Source organism: Streptosporangium sp. NPDC023825 (genome assembly GCF_040639575.1).
Taxonomy (GTDB): domain Bacteria; phylum Actinomycetota; class Actinomycetes; order Streptosporangiales; family Streptosporangiaceae; genus Streptosporangium.
On record NZ_JBFAAE010000001.1, the window covers coordinates 236,865 to 253,823 of the forward strand.

Here is a 16,959-nt window from a genome sequence, read left to right on the forward strand (position 1 = left end):
CCGGCGCCGGCGGGCGTCCGGAGAGGGCCCGCAGAGGGCTCCGACGGCCTGACCTAGCGCTTCTTGGTGGCGGGAGCCTCGTAGGAGCGGTTCACGACCTGCCCCCGGCGGCCGGGGGCGCCCAGGTCCTTGCCGTTCACCTTCAGCAAGACGGCTCCCCCGTCGCCGAAGGTGACCCTCATCCCGGTCTTCGCCTTCCAGGTCGAGGTCTTGCCCGCCGCGAGCGTTCCCGAGAAGAGACGCCGGCCGCCCGCGTCCTGCACGTCGAGCCAGGAGGTGCGCTTCGCCCTGACCTGGAGGACGACGATGTCGCGCCGCCTCTCCTCGGCCAGCGACGAGGCCCGGCGCGGCGAGTCGGGGCCGGGACCGGCCGAGGGCGGCGGCGCGGCGGGCACCGGCATCGGGCGCGGGTCCGCCACGGGAGTGTCGCCCCCGCCCATGGTCCGCACCACGCCGAAGATGACCACGATGCCCAGAGCGACCGCCATGGCCGTCGTCCAGTTGGGCGAACGGCGCTCGCGGATCTTCAGCGGCATGTCGGCCTGGAAGACGCTGGAGGCCCGCACCGGCAGCGGCACGCCCCCGTGCTGCTCGTCGTAGCGGTGCACCAGCGCCTCGGGATCGAGGTCGACGATCTTGGCGATGTTTCTTATATGGCCCCGCGCGTAGAAATCTCCTCCGCATTGGGAGAAGTCATTCCTCTCGATTGCCTGGATGAGCACCTCGCGAATGCGTGTCCGCGCGCTCAACTGCCCGACGGTCATCCCCTTTGACCGCCGGGCATCCGCCAGATCGCTTCCAATGCCCATGGCGCACGCCTCTCAGCCCCCGACGTTGCGTAGCGATACCTATTCAATCAGTAACCGCGTGGAGGATGCGCGGCGGGGGTCCCATTCCCGCACGGCGCCGTCATCCCCGGGCGAGCCGGTTGTGGGGGCGGTATTCCCTGATATGTACCGGCACTTCCCGGTACGGGCGGCCGGAGCCCCCGTACGGCCCCCGTCAGCCTCCGCGCAGGTCGGCCAGCAGGCCCGGAAGCTCGTCCGGCTTGACCATGACCTCTCGCGCCTTCGACCCCTCGCTGGGCCCGACGACGTTCCTGCTCTCCAGCAGGTCCATCAGGCGGCCCGCCTTGGCGAAACCGACCCGCAGCTTGCGCTGGAGCATCGAGGTCGAGCCGAACTGGGTGGTCACGATGAGCTCGGCCGCCTGGACCAGCAGGTCGAGGTCGTCGCCGATGTCCTCGTCGATCTCCTTCTTGGCGGTCGCCACGGCGGCCACGTCGTCGCGGTACTCGACCGCCATCTGGGCCTTGCAGTGCCCGACGATCTCGCCGATCTCCTTCTCGGAGACGAAGGCGTTCTGCAGCCGCATGGGCTTGCTGGCCCCCATCGGCAGGAAGAGCGAGTCGCCCTGCCCGACGAGCTTCTCGGCGCCCGGCTGGTCCAGGATGACCCGGGAGTCGGCCAGCGAGGAGGTGGCGAAGGCGAGCCGGGAGGGCACGTTGGCCTTGATCAGGCCGGTGACCACGTCCACGCTGGGGCGCTGGGTGGCGATGACCAGGTGGATCCCGGCGGCGCGGGCGAGCTGGGTGATGCGGACGATGGAGTCCTCGACGTCGCGCGGGGCGACCATCATCAGGTCGGCGAGCTCGTCGACGATCACCAGCAGGTACGGGTAGGGCTGGTAGATCCGCTCGCTGCCCGGGGGCGGCACCAGCTTGCCGGCGCGGACCGCCTTGTTGAAGTCGTCGACGTGCCGGAAGCCGCTGGCGGCCAGGTCGTCGTAGCGGCGGTCCATCTCCCCGACGACCCACTCCAGGGCCTCGGCGGCCTTCTTGGGGTTGGTGATGATCGGCGTGATCAGGTGCGGGATGCCCTCGTAGACGCTGAGCTCGACCCGCTTGGGGTCGACCAGGACCATACGGACCTCGTCGGGGGTGGCCCGCATCAGGATCGAGGTGATCAGCCCGTTGACGCAGACCGACTTTCCCGCGCCGGTGGCGCCCGCGATGAGCAGGTGCGGCATCTTGGCCAGGTTGGCCACTATCGTGCGCCCCTCGACGTCCTTGCCGAGCCCGACGATCATCGGGTGGTGGTCGGCCTGGGCGACCGGGGAGCGCAGGATGTCGCCCAGCGAGACGAGATCCTTGTCGGTGTTGGGGATCTCGACCCCGATCGCCGACTTGCCGGGGATCGGGGACAGGATCCGGACATCGGCCGACTTGACCGCGTACGCGATGTTCTTGGTGAGGGCGGTGACCTTCTCGACCTTGACCGCCGGGCCGAGCTCGATCTCGTAGCGCGTCACCGTCGGCCCCCGGGTGAAGCCGATCACCTGGGCGTCGATGGCGAACTGCTCCATCACGCTGGTCAGCGCGTTGACGACGACGGTGTTGGCCTTCGTCTGCGGCTTGGGCGCGGTGCCCGGGCGCAGCAGCTGCGACTCTGGCAGGGTGTACGGGCCCGCCTGGGGCGACAGGACGAGCTGCTCGACCTTGCGCGGGGCGGGGGTCGGCTCGGGGGGCGCCGACGACTCGGCCCTGACCACCGCGTCGGCCGCCTCCTCGTCCACCAGGCCGGGCACGATCTCCGGGGAGTGCCCGGAGGGGCCGCCGGGGGTCTCGGCGACCAGGGGCGTGTCGTAGGGCTTGACGTGGTCGCCCAGCTCGCCGCCCTCGGGCTCCGACTTCTTGCGGGTGGAGGGCTTCTTCCTGGACACCCGAGGCGTGGGGGGCAGGTCGCGGTTGAAGAGCATGTGCCGGATCTCGGCCAGCCGCTCGGGGACCCGGTGCACCGGCGTCGCGGTGATGACCAGGATGCCGAAGCCCGACATGATCAGCAGCAGCGGGATGGTGATGAAGGACGGCAGGATGCTCGCCGGGGGCGCCGAGACGATGAAGCCGATCATCCCTCCGGCGGCCGACACCTTGTCCATGCCGTCGGAGCTGCCCCCCGAGGGGTACGGCGTGCCGTGGACGACGTGCACGACGCCGAGCACGCCGATGGTCAGGGCGGACCAGCCGATGATCATCCGGCCGGTGTCGGCGTTCTGGTCGGGGTGGCGCAGCAGCCGCCAGGCCAGCAGCATGAGAAGGATCGGGATCACCCAGGTCAGCGAGCCGAAGACGCCGCGCATGACGCCGTCGACCACGGTGGAGACCGTGCCGGTGTTCTTGCGCCAGGTCATCGCGGCCAGCACGACCGCCCCGGCGAACACCGCCAGGCCGAGCCCGTCGCGACGGTGCACGGGGTCGAGCTCGCGCGCGTTCTGCCCCAGGGCCCGCGCCGCGCTGCCGATGCCCCCCGCCAGGAGCATCCAGATGCCCATGAACAGCTTGCCGATCATGATGAGCACCCAGCTGATCGGGTCGTGCTGGGGCGAGGGCCTGCGGGCCTGACTCGCGCTCCTCCCCCGGCCGGCGGGCGCCCGCCTGGCGGGGGCCGTACGGGCCCGGGAGACGCCCGAACGGCCGGAGGACCCCTTGCCGGGGGGCTTTCCTGAGGAGCCTTTAGACGTACGGGTGGCCATGTTAGGGAGGTTAACGAGACGGGTGGTGGATTGCGCGCCGACTCGCCGCAGCCGCCCGACCCTCGCCGACGTTTCACAAGATCGGTCGATACTTCGTGAACAGTGATGCGCGGCACTAAAGGTCCCATTGGTCTGCTGGAAAGCGTCTTCCATTCCATGTATTGACATTGCGTTTCATGTAGTAGAACCTCCTCACCAACAGGGCGTTGGGAGGAGACACATGTCCGCACTCGACTGGTCCGTTCTGGGCGCGTACTTCCTTGTCATGATCGGTATCGGCGTGTGGTCGAAGCGCCGCATCAAAACCGTGATCGACTTCTTCACCGCCGGGGGCCGTATCCCCTGGTGGCTGTCCGGCATCTCGCACCACATGTCGGGCTACAGCGCGATCATGTTCGTGGCGTTCGCGGCCGTGGCCTACAACTACGGGCTCGCGATGTACGTCTGGTGGGCGCTGACGATCGGCCTCGGCGTCGGGATCGGCGCCTTCGTGTGGGCGGCCCGCTGGAACCGGCTCCGTTCCAGGCACGGCGTGGTCTCCCCGCTGGAATACCTCGCCCGGCGCTACAACCTGCCGACCCAGCAGGTGCTGGCCTACAGCGGCGCGCTGCTGAAGGTCGTGGACATCGCGGCCAAGTGGGTGGCGATCGCCATCCTACTCAGGGGCTTCGCGGGCATCCCGATCCAGTGGGGCATCCTGATCACCGGGGCCGTCACGCTGGTCTACATCACCGCCGGAGGGCTGTGGGCGGACGTGCTCACCGACTTCGGGCAGTTCGTCATCCAGGGCGTCGCGGGCGTCGCCATGTTCGTCGCGATCATGGCCCAGCTGGACGGCGTCGCCACCCTGTGGACCATGTGGGACAGGCTGCCCCCGGGCCACGGCGACCCGTTCGCCGGGCCGTACACCACCACGTTCTTCCTCGCGATGCTCTTCATCAAGACCTTCGAGTACAACGGCGGCATGTGGAACCTGGCCCAGCGCTACATGGCCTCGCCCTCGGGTTCGGCCGCGAAGCGCTCGGCGCTGCTGTCCAGCGCGCTGTGGCTGGTCTGGCCGCTGGTCCTCTTCATCCCGATGTTCGCCGCGCCGCTCATCGTGCCGGGCCTGGCCAACGCCGAGGAGGCGTACGTACGGCTGGCGCAGACGCTGCTGCCGCAGGGCCTGATCGGGCTGGTGCTCGCGGGCTTCTTCTCGCACACCATGGCCATGGTCGCCTCCGACGCCAACGTGATCTCCTCGGTCATCACCAGGGACATCGCCCCGGTGATCGTCCGCAAGGTGCGCGAGCTGTCGGCGCGGGCCGAGCTGACCTTCGCCCGGGTGACCACGTTCACCTTCGTCCTGATCAGCATGGTGATCGCGATCTCGACCGAGGGTCAGGGCGTCGTGCTGAAGATCGTCGTCGACCTGGTCGCCGCGACGATGGGACCGATCTCGATCCCGCTGATGCTGGGCATGCCGCCGTGGTTCAAGCGGAGCGGCCCGACCGCGGCCATCGTCTCCTGGGCCGCCGGCCTGGGCGTCTGGGCGTACGTCAAGTGGATCATCGAGTCCAAGGACACGGCGATGGTCGTCGGCGTTCCGCTGGTCACCTCGCTGATCCTGTACGTGGCGATCGGGTTCCTGAAGCCGGAGAACCGCGAGGACCGCGACGCGCTCGTCGACTCCCTGTCCACCGAGCCCGGGTCCACCGACCCGGAGCAGCACCAGCGGGCCGGAGCGGTCGGCTGACGCCCTCCCCCGGTACGGCGTGGGCCCCCACGGCGTGGAGTGCCCCACGCCGCGGGCCCGCACGGCACGGCGTGGATCCCCGCAACGTCGCGGGGCCTCGACGAGGGCCTCCACGGCGCGGCGGCCGCGCGGCTGCTCCCGGGCGCGGCGGGCTCCAGGACCCGCCCGCCCGGGAACATGCTCCTTCCACCGGGAGGGGAGGGGAAACACGCGGACCGGGAATTCAGCGGGTCCGGGAGCCGGCCCCCCGCCGGACCCCGGCTGCTCGTCGGACCTCGGCTACTTGTCGGACTCCAGGACGCCGCCGTTGGCCACGTCCGACTTCTCGATCTCGGTGAAGACGATGCGGACCGCCTCGCGGCGCGCCTTCAGGATGTCCACGGCCGCCTCGGTCAGCGCCGCCACGAACTCGCGGCGCTGGTCGAGGGTCCGGCCGGACAGGAGTTCCACGGTGATGTTCGGCATGCTGAATCCTCCAGGTCAGATTGTTGCATAACATGACATCACATTCCATTACATGGAACAACTGAAGGGCGTAGCCATCTTAGCAATAGAGACGCAGGCGGATCGGCTCAGCCGTTGAGCGCCGGGGCGGCGGGAGCACCGGGGGCGCCGAGGGCGGCGGAGACCTCGCGGGCCGCGGCGACGACGTCGGGCGCGAACCGCTCCAGGTCCTCGTGGCCCATGTCCATCGCGAGGGCGGAGATGGAGATGCCGCCGAGCACCTGGCCGGTGTGGTCGAAGACCGGGGCGCCGACGCAGAGGATGCCGGGCAGGTTCTCCTCGTTGTCGACCGAGTAACCGCGGGACCGTACCAACTCGAGATCGGCCAGCAGGGCCTCCGGCGTCGCCAGCGTGGTGGGGGTCGGGGCGGGCATGCCCGTACGGGCGCAGATGGCGCGGACCTCGTCGGCGCCGAGCTGGGCCAGGACCGCCTTGCCGATCGCGGTGCAGTGCAGGCGCAGGCTCATCCCGACGCGGGAGGGCATCTGGTAGGGCCGCCGGCCCTCCAGCTTGTCGACGTAGACGGCCTCGTCCCCGCTGCGGATCGCGAAGTGCGTGGTGTAGCCGATCCGCTCGTGCAGGGCGTTGAGCGCGCCGGAGGCCTGGCGGGCCGGGTCGAAGCGGTTCATGACCCGGCCCGCCAGTGTGAGGATCCGGGGACCCGGCTCGTAGCCGCCCCGGCCGTCGGCCCGCGCGAACCCCCACTCGACGAGCGACTGGAGGATGCGATGGACGGTCGACTTGGACACGCCCGTCGCGGCGGCTATGTCGGTCACGCGGTGGTGCTCGGCGATCGCCTCCAGCACCGCCAGCGCCTTGTCGATGGAACTGCCTTCCCTGACCACGATCGTGAGCCTACTGGTCAGCGTGCCAACCAGCCTCCGTCGACCGCCAGCAGGTGCCCGTTGACGTAGTCGGAGGCGCCGGAAGCCAGGAAGACGGCGGCGCCCACGAGATCCTCGGGCCTGCCCCAGCGCCCGGCGGGGATACGGCCCCTGATCTCGGCCTCCCGCGCCGGGTCGTCCCAGAGCCGTTCGGTGTTGCCGGTCCTGATGTAACCGGGGGCGATCGCGTTGACCTGCACCCCCGAGCCCGCCCACTCGCAGGCCAGCGCCCGCGTGAGACCGGCGACACCGTGCTTGGCCGCGGTGTAGCCGACGACGTTGACACCGCCCTGGAAGGACAGCATGGAGGCGATCATGATGATCTTCCCGGAGCCCCGGGCGAGCATCCGCGCCCCCAGGACCTGGCTGAGCAGGAAGACCGCGTCCAGGTTGACGTCGAGCACCTCGCGGAAGGACTCGTGGGAGTGCTCGGCGGCCGGGGCCCTGCGGATGATCCCGGCGTTGTTGACCAGGACGTCGACCGGGCCCAGCCGCCCGGCCGCCTCGGGGACGGCCCGCGGGTCCGACAGGTCGAGGATCCACCGGGAGACCTGCCTGCCGGTCTTGCGGACCTCCGCCTCGACCTCGTCCAGGTCGTCGTCGCGGCCGTGCAGCACGATGTCGGCCCCCGCCGCCGCCAGGCCCACGGCGAGGGCCCGGCCGATCCCGGTCCGCGCGCCGGTGACGAGCGCGGTCCTGCCCTCCAGCGAGAACATCAGCGCAGCTCGCCGATCTCGACCTGCTCCATGTCCTCGAAGGCCTGGTTCTCCCCGCCCATCGCCCAGACGAAGGAGTAACTTCTCGTGCCGAAGCCGCAGTGCACCGACCAGGGCGGGGAGACGACCGCCTGACGGTCGGCGACGACGAGGTTGCGCGTCTCGTCGGGCCGTCCCATCAGATGGATCACCCGCTCGCCGGGCGGCAGGTCGAAGTAGAGATAGACCTCGGTCCTGCGCTCGTGGGTGTGGCAGGGCATGGTGTTCCACATGCTGCCGGGCTCCAGCACCGTCACGCCGAGCACGAGCTGGCAGCTCTGGATGCCCTTCGCGTGGACGTACTTGTAGATCGTCCGGTCGTTGGAGCCGTCCTGGCCGCCCAGCCGTACCGGCTCGGCGTCCTCCAGGGTCGCGGCGACCGTCGGGAGGGTCGCGTGGGCGGGGGTGGAGACCAGATAGAACGCGCCGCCCTCGAAGACCACCTCGCGGGCGCCCCTGCCGGCGTAGAGGCACTCCTTGGGGGCCAGGGGGTACGCGGTGCCGTCGACGGTCACCGTGCCGGGCTCGCCGATGTTGACCACGCCGAGCTCGCGGCGCTCCAGGAAGTACTCCGACCTGAGCGGGTCGGGGCAGTGCAGTCTCAGCGGCCCGTCACCCGGCAGGGCTCCGCCGACCACGATGCGATCCTCGTGGGAGTAGAGCAGCCGGACCTCTCCGGGCACGAAGAGCTGTTCCACCAGGAACCGGCGGCGCAGCCAGTCGGTGGTCGCCCCGGTGATCTGGTCGGGTGCCGTGGCGTACCGTACCTCCATCGCCCCTCCATTGTTCTATTACATGAAATTAGAAGCTGCTACATAGAACACTGTGAGCATACAACGGCCCCCTTCCCCGCGCACTCACCGCAATTCCCGCCACGCGCGGGCACCTGGAAAACGATCCCGGAAACGAGAACTTTTCCCGCCGGAGCCGGGTCCCACATAGAGACCACGTAGGGAATCGCCGCCGAGCGGACCACCGAGCAGACGGGAAAGACCGATGACGACTGGCATGGCACGGACGACGATCCGGCTGGTAGCGGCCGGAACGGTCGCGGGCACGGTCCTCGCGACCGCCCTCGCTGGCGGCATCGCCCTCGCCGAGACGGGCGGACCGGACGGAACGGGCGAGACGGGAAGGACCGCCGCGGGAATCCCGAGGAACTTCCTCCTGCACGAGCCCCAGGCCCGCAAGCCGGTGAGGTATCCGGGCGAGGAGAAGTGGACCATCAGCGACAGGCTGGGAGCGAACCTGGAGGTCAACCCGTGCGGCCTGCGCCGCCCCGCCGATCGCGGCCGGGTGGCCATGCGGACCGTCGACTACCAGGCCCCCGAGCACCACTCCGGCGAGCAGCTGGTGATCTACCGCTCCACGGCCGCCGCGCGCGGGGCGCTGGCCGGTCTTCTCAAGCAGGTCGAGAGGTGCGCCCGCGTCAAGTCCGAGGGCACCGTCACCAGGACCTGGGCCGAGCCCGTCCGGGCCGGGGACCGGGCCGTGCGGATCACCCTCCAGGGCTACGACGCCAAGGGCGTGCACCCGGTCATCGGCGGGCAGCGGGCCGTCGTCGTCCGCGAGGGCCGGGCCCTCGCGATCTACCTGCTGGCGGGCGAGTACGGCAAGGTGCGCGGCTCCGACTTCACCCGGCAGCTGAAGGACGCCAGGAAGATGGCGGCCAAGGCCTGCTCCCTGCGCGGCGTCTGCTGACCGATACGGGAGCGGCGTCCGCCGACCGATACGGGAGCGGCGTCCGCCGACCGGTACGGGAAAGGCCCGGCGGGCCGGCGCGCGCCCGCACGACGACGGGCACGGCGCGGCAGGGCCGCGCGGGACGGGGCGGGCCGCGCCGAGCCGGGCGGCCCTGCGGCCCGTACGGCGACCGGTGCGGCCGCCGTACGGTGCGGAGGTCAGACCTCGACCACCACGGGGATGATCATCGGGCGGCGGCGGTAGGTGTCGCTCACCCAGCGCCCCACGGTCCTGCGGACCACGCGGCGGACCTGCTGGATGTCCACCACCCCGTCGGCCGCGTTCTCCTGCAGGGCCCTCTCGACCTGCGGCAGGATGTCGTCGAACATGGCCGGGTCGATGCCGGATCCCCTGGCGTGGATCTCCGGGCCGCCGGCGAGCTTGCCGGTGGCGGTGTCGACCACGATGACGATGGAGATGAAGCCCTCCTCGCCCAGGATGCGGCGGTCCTTCAGCGCGAAGTCGGTGACGTCGCCCACCGAGGTGCCGTCCACGTAGACGTAACCGGCGGGAACCGCGCCCACGATCTTGGCCCGGCCGTCGACCAGGTCCACCACGACGCCGTCCTCGGCGATCACGATGTGGTCGTCGGGCACCCCGGTCAGCGCGGCGAGCTTGGCGTGCGCCCGCAGGTGGCGCCACTCGCCGTGCACCGGCATGAAGTTGGACGGCCGCGTCAGGTTGAGCACGTACAGCAGCTCACCGGCGGCCGCGTGCCCGGAGACGTGCACCTTCGCGTTGCCCTTGTGCACCACGCGGGCGCCCCAGCGCGACAGCCCGTTGATCACGTTGTTGACCGCGGTCTCGTTGCCCGGCACCAGCGAGGAGGCCAGCAGGACCGTGTCGCCCTCGGCGATGCGGATCGGGTGGTCGCGGTTGGCCATGCGCGACAGCGCCGCCATCGGCTCGCCCTGGGACCCGGTGCAGATCAGCACCACGTCCTCCGGCGGCCAGCCCTCGATCTCCTTGGAGTCGACGATCAGGCCCGGCGAGACCCTCAGGTAGCCCAGGTCGCGGGCGACGCCCATGTTGCGCACCATCGAGCGGCCGACCAGCGCGACCTTGCGGCCGTGCTTCTCCGCCGAGTCGATGACCTGCTGGACGCGGTGGATGTGGGAGGCGAAGCTCGCCACGATCACGCGCTTGCCCGCGGTGCGGATGACCTCGTCGATGACCGGCGCGATCTCCCGCTCGCTGGTGACGAAGCCCGGCACCTCGGCGTTGGTCGAGTCGGACATCAGCAGGTCGACGCCCTCGGCGCCGAGCCTGGCGAACCCGCCCAGGTCGGTCAGCCGCCCGTCGCTGGGCAGCTGGTCCATCCGGAAGTCGCCGGTGTGCAGGACGATGCCCGCGGGCGTCCTGATCGCGACGGCCAGCGCGTCGGGGATGGAGTGGTTGACGGCGAGGAACTCGCACTCGAACGGCCCGAACCGGTGCCGCTCCCCCTCCACGACCTCACGCTTGGTCGGCTGGATCCGGTGCTCGGTGAGCTTGGCCTCGATCAGCGCCAGCGTCAGCCTGGATCCCACGATCGGGATGTCGCGGCGCTCGCGCAGCAGGTAGGGCACGGCACCGATGTGGTCCTCGTGCGCGTGGGTCAGGACCACGGCCTCGATGTCGTCCAGGCGGCCCCGGATGTATTCGAAGTCGGGCAGGATCAGGTCGATGCCGGGCTGGTCGGGCTCGGGGAACAGCACCCCGCAGTCGACGACCAGCAGACGGCCTTCGTACTCGAACACGGCCATGTTGCGGCCGATCTCGCCGAGACCGCCCAGCGCGACGATGCGCAGGGCACCCTCGGGCAGCGCGGGCGGCAGCCCGAGTTCGGGATGGGGGTGACTCATCCGGCCACACCTCTCTCAGAGGTCTCACATGCGACGGAGGCCCTCGTGGGCAGCAGGACTACTCCCTCGCCGAGCACTCCGTCCCCCAGCGGACCGACGTGTCTTCTTTCTCGCAAACTCTCGTTCCTCCCGATGCGGCCGGTGAGGGCCGCGGTGCTTTATCTCATGTCACAACTTCGTCGGGCAGCTTCACACCGCCCGCGATCAAGTCTTCGCGCAGCCTCGTGAGCTGCTCCCGGGTCGCCTCCACCAGAGGCGGCCGCATCGGCCCGGCGGGCTGTCCGACCAGGGACAACGCCGCCTTCGCCATGATCGCGCCACCGGCCTGCATCATGATCCCGGAGACCACGGGAAGCAGCCTGCGGTGGATGGTGAGCGCGCCCGCGACGTCCCCTGAGCGGTACGCCTCGATCATCGCGGCGATCTCCGCGCCCGCGACGTGGCCGATCACGCTGACGCACCCCACGGCCCCCACCGACAGCCACGGCAGGTTGAGCGTGTCGTCACCCGAGTAGTAGGCCAGGCCGGTGGACGCGATGATCTGCGATCCCTCGAACAGGTCCGCCTTGGCGTCCTTCACCGCGACGATCCGCTCGTGCCCGGCGAGCCGCGCCAGCGTCTCGCTCCGGATCGGCACGCCGCTCCGGCCGGGAATGTCGTAGAGCATGACCGGCAGGGCCGTCGCGTCCGCCACGGTGGTGAAGTGGCGGTAGATCCCCTCCTGGGGGGGCTTGCTGTAGTACGGCGTCACCAGCAGGAGACCGTGCGCCCCGGCGCGCTCGGCGGCTTCGGCCAGCCCCACGCTGTGGTGGGTGTCGTTGGTCCCGGCTCCGGCGACGACCGTGGCGCGGTCGCCGACCGCCTCGACGACGGCGCGCAGGAGGCGCTCCTTCTCGTCGTCCGTGGTCGTCGGGGACTCCCCCGTCGTGCCGCTCACGACGATGCCGTCGTTACGCTGCTCGTCCACCAGGTAGGTGGCGAGGCGCCCCGCTGTCTCGTAGTCGACCGCTCCGTCACTCGTGAACGGTGTGACCATCGCGGTCAGCATGCGGCCGAAGGGGGCGTCGGAGGTTCCAGTTGGCGCTGCCATAGACCGAACGCTACCTGGATCCGCTGAAACGGTGGACCCCGCCACCCCGCCTAACCTCCGTCCACCGATGGGCCCAAGAGCGAACATCCCCCCGAGGTGCCCGCTGCACACCGTACACGCGGATATACACCGCCGCCGCGACGGACCCCGGCCGACGCTCCGCGCGGGCCGCTCCGGTCCTGCCGTACAGGGGGCGGAACGGCGACCGGGCCGGGTGTCCCGGGCGGCGGGAGGGCCGCAGTGATCGGGACGCGGATCCGGGCGGTCTCCGCCGACGGGGGTGAGGCCGGTCACCGCCGGGAGGAGGGAGGCGAGGCGGCCGGAAAACGCCATTCGCAGGCCTCATGCCCGATTACGTGAAATAACGAGAACTTTGTCCGCTTTGGCGGCGGCAAGGACGTCCTTGAACGAGAAAGAGGCCGCCGATATGTGCTCGGGGGTACACACATCGACGACCTCTACCGTTGAATCGGCGATCCTTACGCGGGCGTTACAGGGTCTCTGAGATATTTTTGGCCACTTCTGGGAGCGGCGGTAAAGTTGGAGCTCCAAATCGGAGCCATTACCCTGCGTTGTGCATTGAATACGACAGGATGGGACAACGCCCCAGACCCCCAGGGATGGACACGTGGCAAGCTCCGATCCTGTCTACCTGCGCGTCGTCGCCGACATCCGGCGCCAGATCGTCGACGGCTCCCTTCCCCCCGGCGCCCCGATCCCCTCACGCGCCCAGCTGACCAGAAAGTACGGCGTGGGCGAGACCGCCGCCCGGCACGCGCTGCGCGTGCTCGTCGCCGAGGGCCTGATCGTCGGCCGCGTCGGCTCGGGTCACTACGTACGAGAACAGCCGGTGCTGCTCCCCCTGCACCGATGGCGTTTCCACGACCACCACGCCCCCTTCGGCGCGGACATCCAGTCGCAGGGCACCCGGGCCACCTGGGACTGGCGGGCCGAGCCCACCGGCGCCACCCCGGACATCGCCCACCGCCTCCGGCTGGACGAGTCGGCCCCGGTCACCCGCACCCACTACGTCTTCCGCGGCGACGGCAAGCCGATCCAGCTGGCCACCTCCTACGAGCCCGCCGAGTTCGGCGAGACCGCGGAGGAGAGCCCCCGGAGCCTGATCGCCCGCCTGTCGGCCATCGGCGTCAAGGTCACCGAGATCGTCGAGCAGGTCTACACCCGCGTCCCGCAACCGGCCGAGAGCGACGCCCTCGCCCTGCCCGCGGGCGTCCAGGTCCTGCACGTCGAGCGCACCCACTGGGCCGGAGACCGCCCGGTGGAGACCAGCGACATCGTCGTCCCCGGCGACCGCTTCCGCCTCGTCTACACCCACCCGCTGCACCCCTGACCCCCCTGCACCCCTGACCCCCCTTGCACCCCTGACGCCTGCCCCGAAGGCCGGCACCTCCCTGCGGCGCGGCGGGCGAGGGCGTTTCCGCGCGGCCGGGGGCGGGTCCTCACCGTCTGGTGACGCGGCATCCGCCTCCGCCTCCGCATCGCGGCATCCGCGCGTCGCCCGTCGCAGAAGCCCGGGAAGTCCTGCAAGCCCTGGGAAGCCCTGCAAGCCCCGGGAAGCCCTGCAAGCCCTGGGAGCCGGAAGGACGCCCGCCGGCTCGCGACGCCATGCCGGGCAGCGAAACGGTCATAAAGCTTTAAAATTCCCTTCAGTCCCAATACCCCCTCTGGCCGCACGTGTGGCTGATTCTCGGATGGAACCGATCATTCGACCATGATCCGGTCACCTGACAGATCAGCCACGAAGAGGGACAACAGATGCGTAGATGGCGTGCGGCCGCAGTGATCGCGACGATCGGTGTCGCGATGGGGGCGCTGTCCGGGACGGCGGTCGCCGACGGGCACGGCGACGGCGACAGGCACCACCGCCGCGCCTTCGACCTGCAGGCCCACCGGGGTGGGCTGGGACTGGTCGTGGAGAGCACTCTCGCCTCGTTCGCCAACGGGCTGGAGGTCGGGGTCAGCACGCTCGAACTCGACGTGCAGATCACCGAGGACGGCAAGGCGGTCGTGACCCACGACCGGCAGATCAACGGCAAGAAGTGCCGGGACACCGCCCCCGCGTTCGACGGCGACCCCGAGTTCCCCTACGTCGGCAAGTTCATCAACACGCTGACCCTGGCGCAGGTCAGGACCATGGACTGCGGCAGCCAGACGCTGCCGGAGTTCCCCGGCCAGCGGCCGGACCCCGGAGCTCGGATGCCCCTGCTGAGCGAGGTGTTCGACCTGGTCAAGCGCTACCGCGCGCACGACGTCATGCTCAACGTCGAGACCAAGGTCGAGGCCGGGGCGCCGCAGCAGACGGCCCCCAGGGAGCAGTTCGTCCAGGTCACCGCGGCCGAGATCCGCAAGGCGGGGATGCGGCGCCAGGTCACCATCCAGAGTTTCGACTGGGGCTCCCTGATGCGGATGCGCCAGGTCGACCGGAAGCTGCCTCTCGTGGCCCTGACCAACCGGGACTTCCTGCAGACCGGGCAGCCCGGCGCGTCCCCCTGGCTCGGCGGGATCGACATCGACGACTTCGGCGGCGACCCGCTCAAGGCGATCAAGTCCTTCGGCGCGACCGCCTTCTCCCCCGTACACGGCACCCCGCAGAACGGGAAGATCACCGACCCCGGTTACCAGCCCTACGTCACCAAGGAGATGGTCGACCAGGCGCACCGCCTCGGCATCAAGGTGATCCCGTGGACCGTCGACGACGAGCCGACGCTGAACAAGCTCATCGACGACGGCGTCGACGGCATCATCACCGACTACCCCGACCGCCTGCGGAAGGTGATGTCGGAGCGCGGTTTCAAGCTCCCCCGGCAGTACTCCCTCAGGTAACCCCGGCCGGAATGTCGGCGCCACCTGGTACAACCGACCTGGTTTCCCGAGCCGGAGGTGCCGATTGCGCGTCAAGGACATGCCCGCCAACGACCAGCCGCGCGAGCGCCTCCTGGCCGGCGGGGCGACCGCGCTGGCCGACCGGGAGCTGCTCGCCCTGCTGATCGGCTCCGGCAGCCGGGGCACCAACGCGATGGAGCTGGCCTCCCACCTGATCGCCCACTGCGGCGACCTGCACGGCCTGGCCCGCTCCGACGCCCACCGCCTGATGCGGGTGCCGGGCATCGGCCCCGCGAAGGCCGCCCGGGTCATCGCCGCCTTCCATCTCGTACGGCAGGCGCAGGCGGAGCCCGAGCGCCGCCGCGTCACCTGCTCCGGGGACCTGGCCGCCGTGGCGGCCCCGCTCCTGCGCGGCCTCAGCCACGAGCGCGTGGTCGTCGTGGTGTGCGACCCGAGCGGCGCGGTGACCCGCAAGGCGATCGTGAGCGAAGGCGGCAGCGACCACGCGCCCGCCCCGGTCCGCGAGATCATGAGCACCGTCCTCACCTCCGGCGGTTCCTCCTTCGGCCTGGCTCACAACCACCCCAGCGGCTCCCTCGACCCCAGCCCCGCCGACCTTGAGGTCACCGCCCGCCTGCGCGACGCCGCCGAGACCGTCGGCCTCCGCTTCCTCGACCACCTCGTCGTCACCGACACCGCCTGGCGCCGCATTCCCCCGTGACAGGAGAACCGGGCCCGCGTTCCTCCGTGACAGGAGAACCGGCGCCGCGTTCCACCGTGACAGGAGAGCCCGTGACGTGAGACGGAGCCCGGCAGGTGAGTGTGGGAAGGGACGCCTGCCGGGCCGCTGTCCGGTGGTCCCGCACCGGACCCTCCGACCGATGCGGGACCACCGCCCGACCTCCCTGGACGACATGGCCTCCTTCAGGGGGTCGGGGGCTTTTCGCGGGCGCCGGTCCGGAGTCGTCCTCCTCCCGGCGCCCGATCGTCAGTGGGCGGCTCCCATCAGGAGCCGAAGCCACAACTCCTGTGTCCGCTTGGCGACCACCCAGGGCGACTCGTGCACGACCACTCCCTTTCTCGCCCGTTCCGTTCGCCGTACGAACATCAGCCCGCCCGCCTGACAGAGCTCGTAGAAGGTGGGCAGACAGTCACAGGTGTGCTCCTTGATCCGCAACCGGTCGGCCCTCGGCCGCTCGGGCCTCCAGTCGATCGGCTCGTATCCCACCTGCAACGGCGCCACGTGATGCCCGTGATGCCGCCCGACCGGCACCCCCGCCACCACGAGGACTCCCATCCCCCACGTGCTCACCGAGTCACCTTAGTTCACCCACTCACTACTGGTCTAGGTCACCTATCTATTCGTTTGCTAGGTGTCTTATTTGTGGGTATACGTACCTTACGGTCTATGATGCGGGCATGCTTGACCGCGAAGGCCCCGTCCCGGTCTACAAACAGGTCGCCGAAATGATCCGTGCGCGCATCGAGACGGGCGATCTCGGCCTCGGCGAGGCTGTGCCCAGCGAGACGGAACTCGAGGTCGAATACGGCATCGCCAGGACGACGGCACGTCGAGTCGCGAGGGAGTTGCGCGAGCAGGGTCTGGCGTACACGGTCCAGGGAGAAGGAACCTTCGTCGGCGAGCCCGGGACCCCACGGCCAGAGGACCAGATCCCCATATATCAGCAGATCGCAGCCGATGTACGGCGTCAGATTCAGTCGGGCGAGCTACGCCCGAACCGGCGGGTGCCCAGCGAGAAAGAACTCATGCAGAAGCACGGCGTCGCCAAGGCCACCGTGCGCCAGGCGATGGCGTTCCTGCGCGACCAAGGCTGGGTCTTCACCGTGTCGTATCGCGGCACATACGTGTCGCCCACCGAGGACTGGCCCGAAGCGACAAAGTAGCAGCTATGCCCACAAACCCATCCCTATAGGTTTAGCACTCGTATCGGCCGGTTGAAGGCCGTCTCCAATGCAGCGCCTACATGTCACTACCGGAGAAAAGGCCGGCAGCGCGCACACAAGGACG

The 16,959-nt window shown here is 70.0% G+C and carries 15 protein-coding genes; 6 read left to right on the top strand and 9 right to left on the bottom strand.

Annotated elements, in window-relative coordinates; genetic code table 11:
• Positions 1-53: 53 nt before the first annotated feature.
• Positions 54-809 (bottom strand): RodZ domain-containing protein, encoded by a 756-nt coding sequence (locus AB0G15_RS01015; RefSeq protein ID WP_362834344.1) that lies wholly within the window; start codon positions 807-809, stop codon positions 54-56.
• A 193-nt stretch (positions 810-1,002) separates the two neighbouring features.
• Positions 1,003-3,531 carry a DNA translocase FtsK gene (locus tag AB0G15_RS01020; protein WP_362834345.1) on the bottom strand — a complete coding sequence of 843 codons (2,529 nt, stop codon included), beginning with the start codon at positions 3,529-3,531 and terminating at the stop codon, positions 1,003-1,005.
• A gap of 220 nt (positions 3,532-3,751) precedes the next feature.
• Here AB0G15_RS01020 and AB0G15_RS01025 point away from each other — a divergent pair, with 220 nt between their 5' ends.
• Complete coding sequence (locus AB0G15_RS01025) at positions 3,752-5,266, top strand: sodium:solute symporter family protein (protein WP_362834346.1); 1,515 nt, start codon at positions 3,752-3,754, stop codon at positions 5,264-5,266.
• 279 nt (positions 5,267-5,545) lie between these two features.
• Here AB0G15_RS01025 and AB0G15_RS01030 read toward each other — a convergent pair whose 3' ends face one another.
• The 4 genes from AB0G15_RS01030 to kduI all read right to left on the bottom strand — a co-directional run bounded on the left by AB0G15_RS01030 (position 5,546) and on the right by kduI (position 8,182).
• Positions 5,546-5,731 carry a tautomerase family protein gene (locus AB0G15_RS01030; protein ID WP_344745492.1) on the bottom strand — a complete coding sequence of 62 codons (186 nt, stop codon included), beginning with the start codon at positions 5,729-5,731 and terminating at the stop codon, positions 5,546-5,548.
• 107 nt (positions 5,732-5,838) lie between these two features.
• On the bottom strand, positions 5,839-6,615 hold the full coding sequence (locus tag AB0G15_RS01035) for an IclR family transcriptional regulator (protein ID WP_362834347.1): 777 nt from the start codon (positions 6,613-6,615) through the stop codon (positions 5,839-5,841).
• A gap of 17 nt (positions 6,616-6,632) precedes the next feature.
• A complete protein-coding gene (locus AB0G15_RS01040) occupies positions 6,633-7,370 on the bottom strand; it encodes an SDR family oxidoreductase (protein ID WP_362834348.1) in 738 nt (245 codons plus the stop codon).
• The gene (gene kduI, locus AB0G15_RS01045; protein WP_362834349.1) at positions 7,370-8,182 is read right to left on the bottom strand and encodes a 5-dehydro-4-deoxy-D-glucuronate isomerase; all 813 of its coding nucleotides are present in this window, start codon (positions 8,180-8,182) and stop codon (positions 7,370-7,372) included. The genes AB0G15_RS01040 and kduI overlap by 1 nt, the downstream gene beginning before the upstream one ends.
• A 223-nt stretch (positions 8,183-8,405) precedes the next feature.
• Here kduI and AB0G15_RS01050 point away from each other — a divergent pair, with 223 nt between their 5' ends.
• Positions 8,406-9,110 (top strand): hypothetical protein, encoded by a 705-nt coding sequence (locus AB0G15_RS01050; protein ID WP_362834350.1) that lies wholly within the window; start codon positions 8,406-8,408, stop codon positions 9,108-9,110.
• 200 nt (positions 9,111-9,310) lie between these two features.
• On the opposite strand, the gene AB0G15_RS01055 is transcribed toward AB0G15_RS01050, so the two are convergent.
• Both AB0G15_RS01055 and dapA read right to left on the bottom strand, forming a co-directional pair.
• Entirely contained in the window at positions 9,311-10,996 is a 1,686-nt protein-coding gene (locus AB0G15_RS01055) for a ribonuclease J (protein ID WP_362677575.1), read from the bottom strand.
• A gap of 163 nt (positions 10,997-11,159) precedes the next feature.
• On the bottom strand, positions 11,160-12,086 hold the full coding sequence (gene dapA / locus AB0G15_RS01060; protein WP_362834351.1) for a 4-hydroxy-tetrahydrodipicolinate synthase: 927 nt from the start codon (positions 12,084-12,086) through the stop codon (positions 11,160-11,162).
• Positions 12,087-12,714: 628 nt separating this feature from the next.
• On the opposite strand from dapA, the gene AB0G15_RS01065 reads away from it, so the two are divergent.
• The 3 genes from AB0G15_RS01065 to radC all read left to right on the top strand — a co-directional run bounded on the left by AB0G15_RS01065 (position 12,715) and on the right by radC (position 15,651).
• The gene (locus AB0G15_RS01065) at positions 12,715-13,437 is read left to right on the top strand and encodes a GntR family transcriptional regulator (protein ID WP_362677579.1); all 723 of its coding nucleotides are present in this window, start codon (positions 12,715-12,717) and stop codon (positions 13,435-13,437) included.
• Positions 13,438-13,862: 425 nt separating this feature from the next.
• A complete protein-coding gene (locus AB0G15_RS01070) occupies positions 13,863-14,930 on the top strand; it encodes a glycerophosphodiester phosphodiesterase family protein (protein ID WP_362834352.1) in 1,068 nt (355 codons plus the stop codon).
• Positions 14,931-14,994: 64 nt separating this feature from the next.
• Positions 14,995-15,651 carry a DNA repair protein RadC gene (gene radC, locus AB0G15_RS01075; protein ID WP_362677583.1) on the top strand — a complete coding sequence of 219 codons (657 nt, stop codon included), beginning with the start codon at positions 14,995-14,997 and terminating at the stop codon, positions 15,649-15,651.
• A 267-nt stretch (positions 15,652-15,918) separates the two neighbouring features.
• Here the strand turns inward: radC and AB0G15_RS01080 are convergent, their stop codons facing one another.
• Entirely contained in the window at positions 15,919-16,242 is a 324-nt protein-coding gene (locus AB0G15_RS01080; protein WP_362834353.1) for a hypothetical protein, read from the bottom strand.
• Positions 16,243-16,349: 107 nt separating this feature from the next.
• Between AB0G15_RS01080 and AB0G15_RS01085 the strand changes: the two genes are divergently transcribed.
• On the top strand, positions 16,350-16,835 hold the full coding sequence (locus tag AB0G15_RS01085; protein ID WP_362834354.1) for a GntR family transcriptional regulator: 486 nt from the start codon (positions 16,350-16,352) through the stop codon (positions 16,833-16,835).
• Positions 16,836-16,959: the final 124 nt, after the last annotated feature.

Bases quoted from the DNA above. Each gene is read 5' to 3' on its own strand.
- AB0G15_RS01015 (WP_362834344.1), bottom strand. From the start codon at position 809: ATGGGCATTGGAAGCGATCTGGCGGATGCCCGGCGGTCAAAGGGGATG.
- AB0G15_RS01020 (WP_362834345.1), bottom strand. From the start codon at position 3,531: ATGGCCACCCGTACGTCTAAAGGCTCCTCAGGAAAGCCCCCCGGCAAG.
- AB0G15_RS01025 (WP_362834346.1), top strand. From the start codon at position 3,752: ATGTCCGCACTCGACTGGTCCGTTCTGGGCGCGTACTTCCTTGTCATG.
- AB0G15_RS01030 (WP_344745492.1), bottom strand. From the start codon at position 5,731: ATGCCGAACATCACCGTGGAACTCCTGTCCGGCCGGACCCTCGACCAG.
- AB0G15_RS01040 (WP_362834348.1), bottom strand. From the start codon at position 7,370: ATGTTCTCGCTGGAGGGCAGGACCGCGCTCGTCACCGGCGCGCGGACC.
- kduI (WP_362834349.1), bottom strand. From the start codon at position 8,182: ATGGAGGTACGGTACGCCACGGCACCCGACCAGATCACCGGGGCGACC.
- AB0G15_RS01050 (WP_362834350.1), top strand. From the start codon at position 8,406: ATGACGACTGGCATGGCACGGACGACGATCCGGCTGGTAGCGGCCGGA.
- AB0G15_RS01055 (WP_362677575.1), bottom strand. From the start codon at position 10,996: ATGAGTCACCCCCATCCCGAACTCGGGCTGCCGCCCGCGCTGCCCGAG.
- dapA (WP_362834351.1), bottom strand. From the start codon at position 12,086: ATGGCAGCGCCAACTGGAACCTCCGACGCCCCCTTCGGCCGCATGCTG.
- AB0G15_RS01070 (WP_362834352.1), top strand. From the start codon at position 13,863: ATGCGTAGATGGCGTGCGGCCGCAGTGATCGCGACGATCGGTGTCGCG.
- AB0G15_RS01085 (WP_362834354.1), top strand. From the start codon at position 16,350: ATGCTTGACCGCGAAGGCCCCGTCCCGGTCTACAAACAGGTCGCCGAA.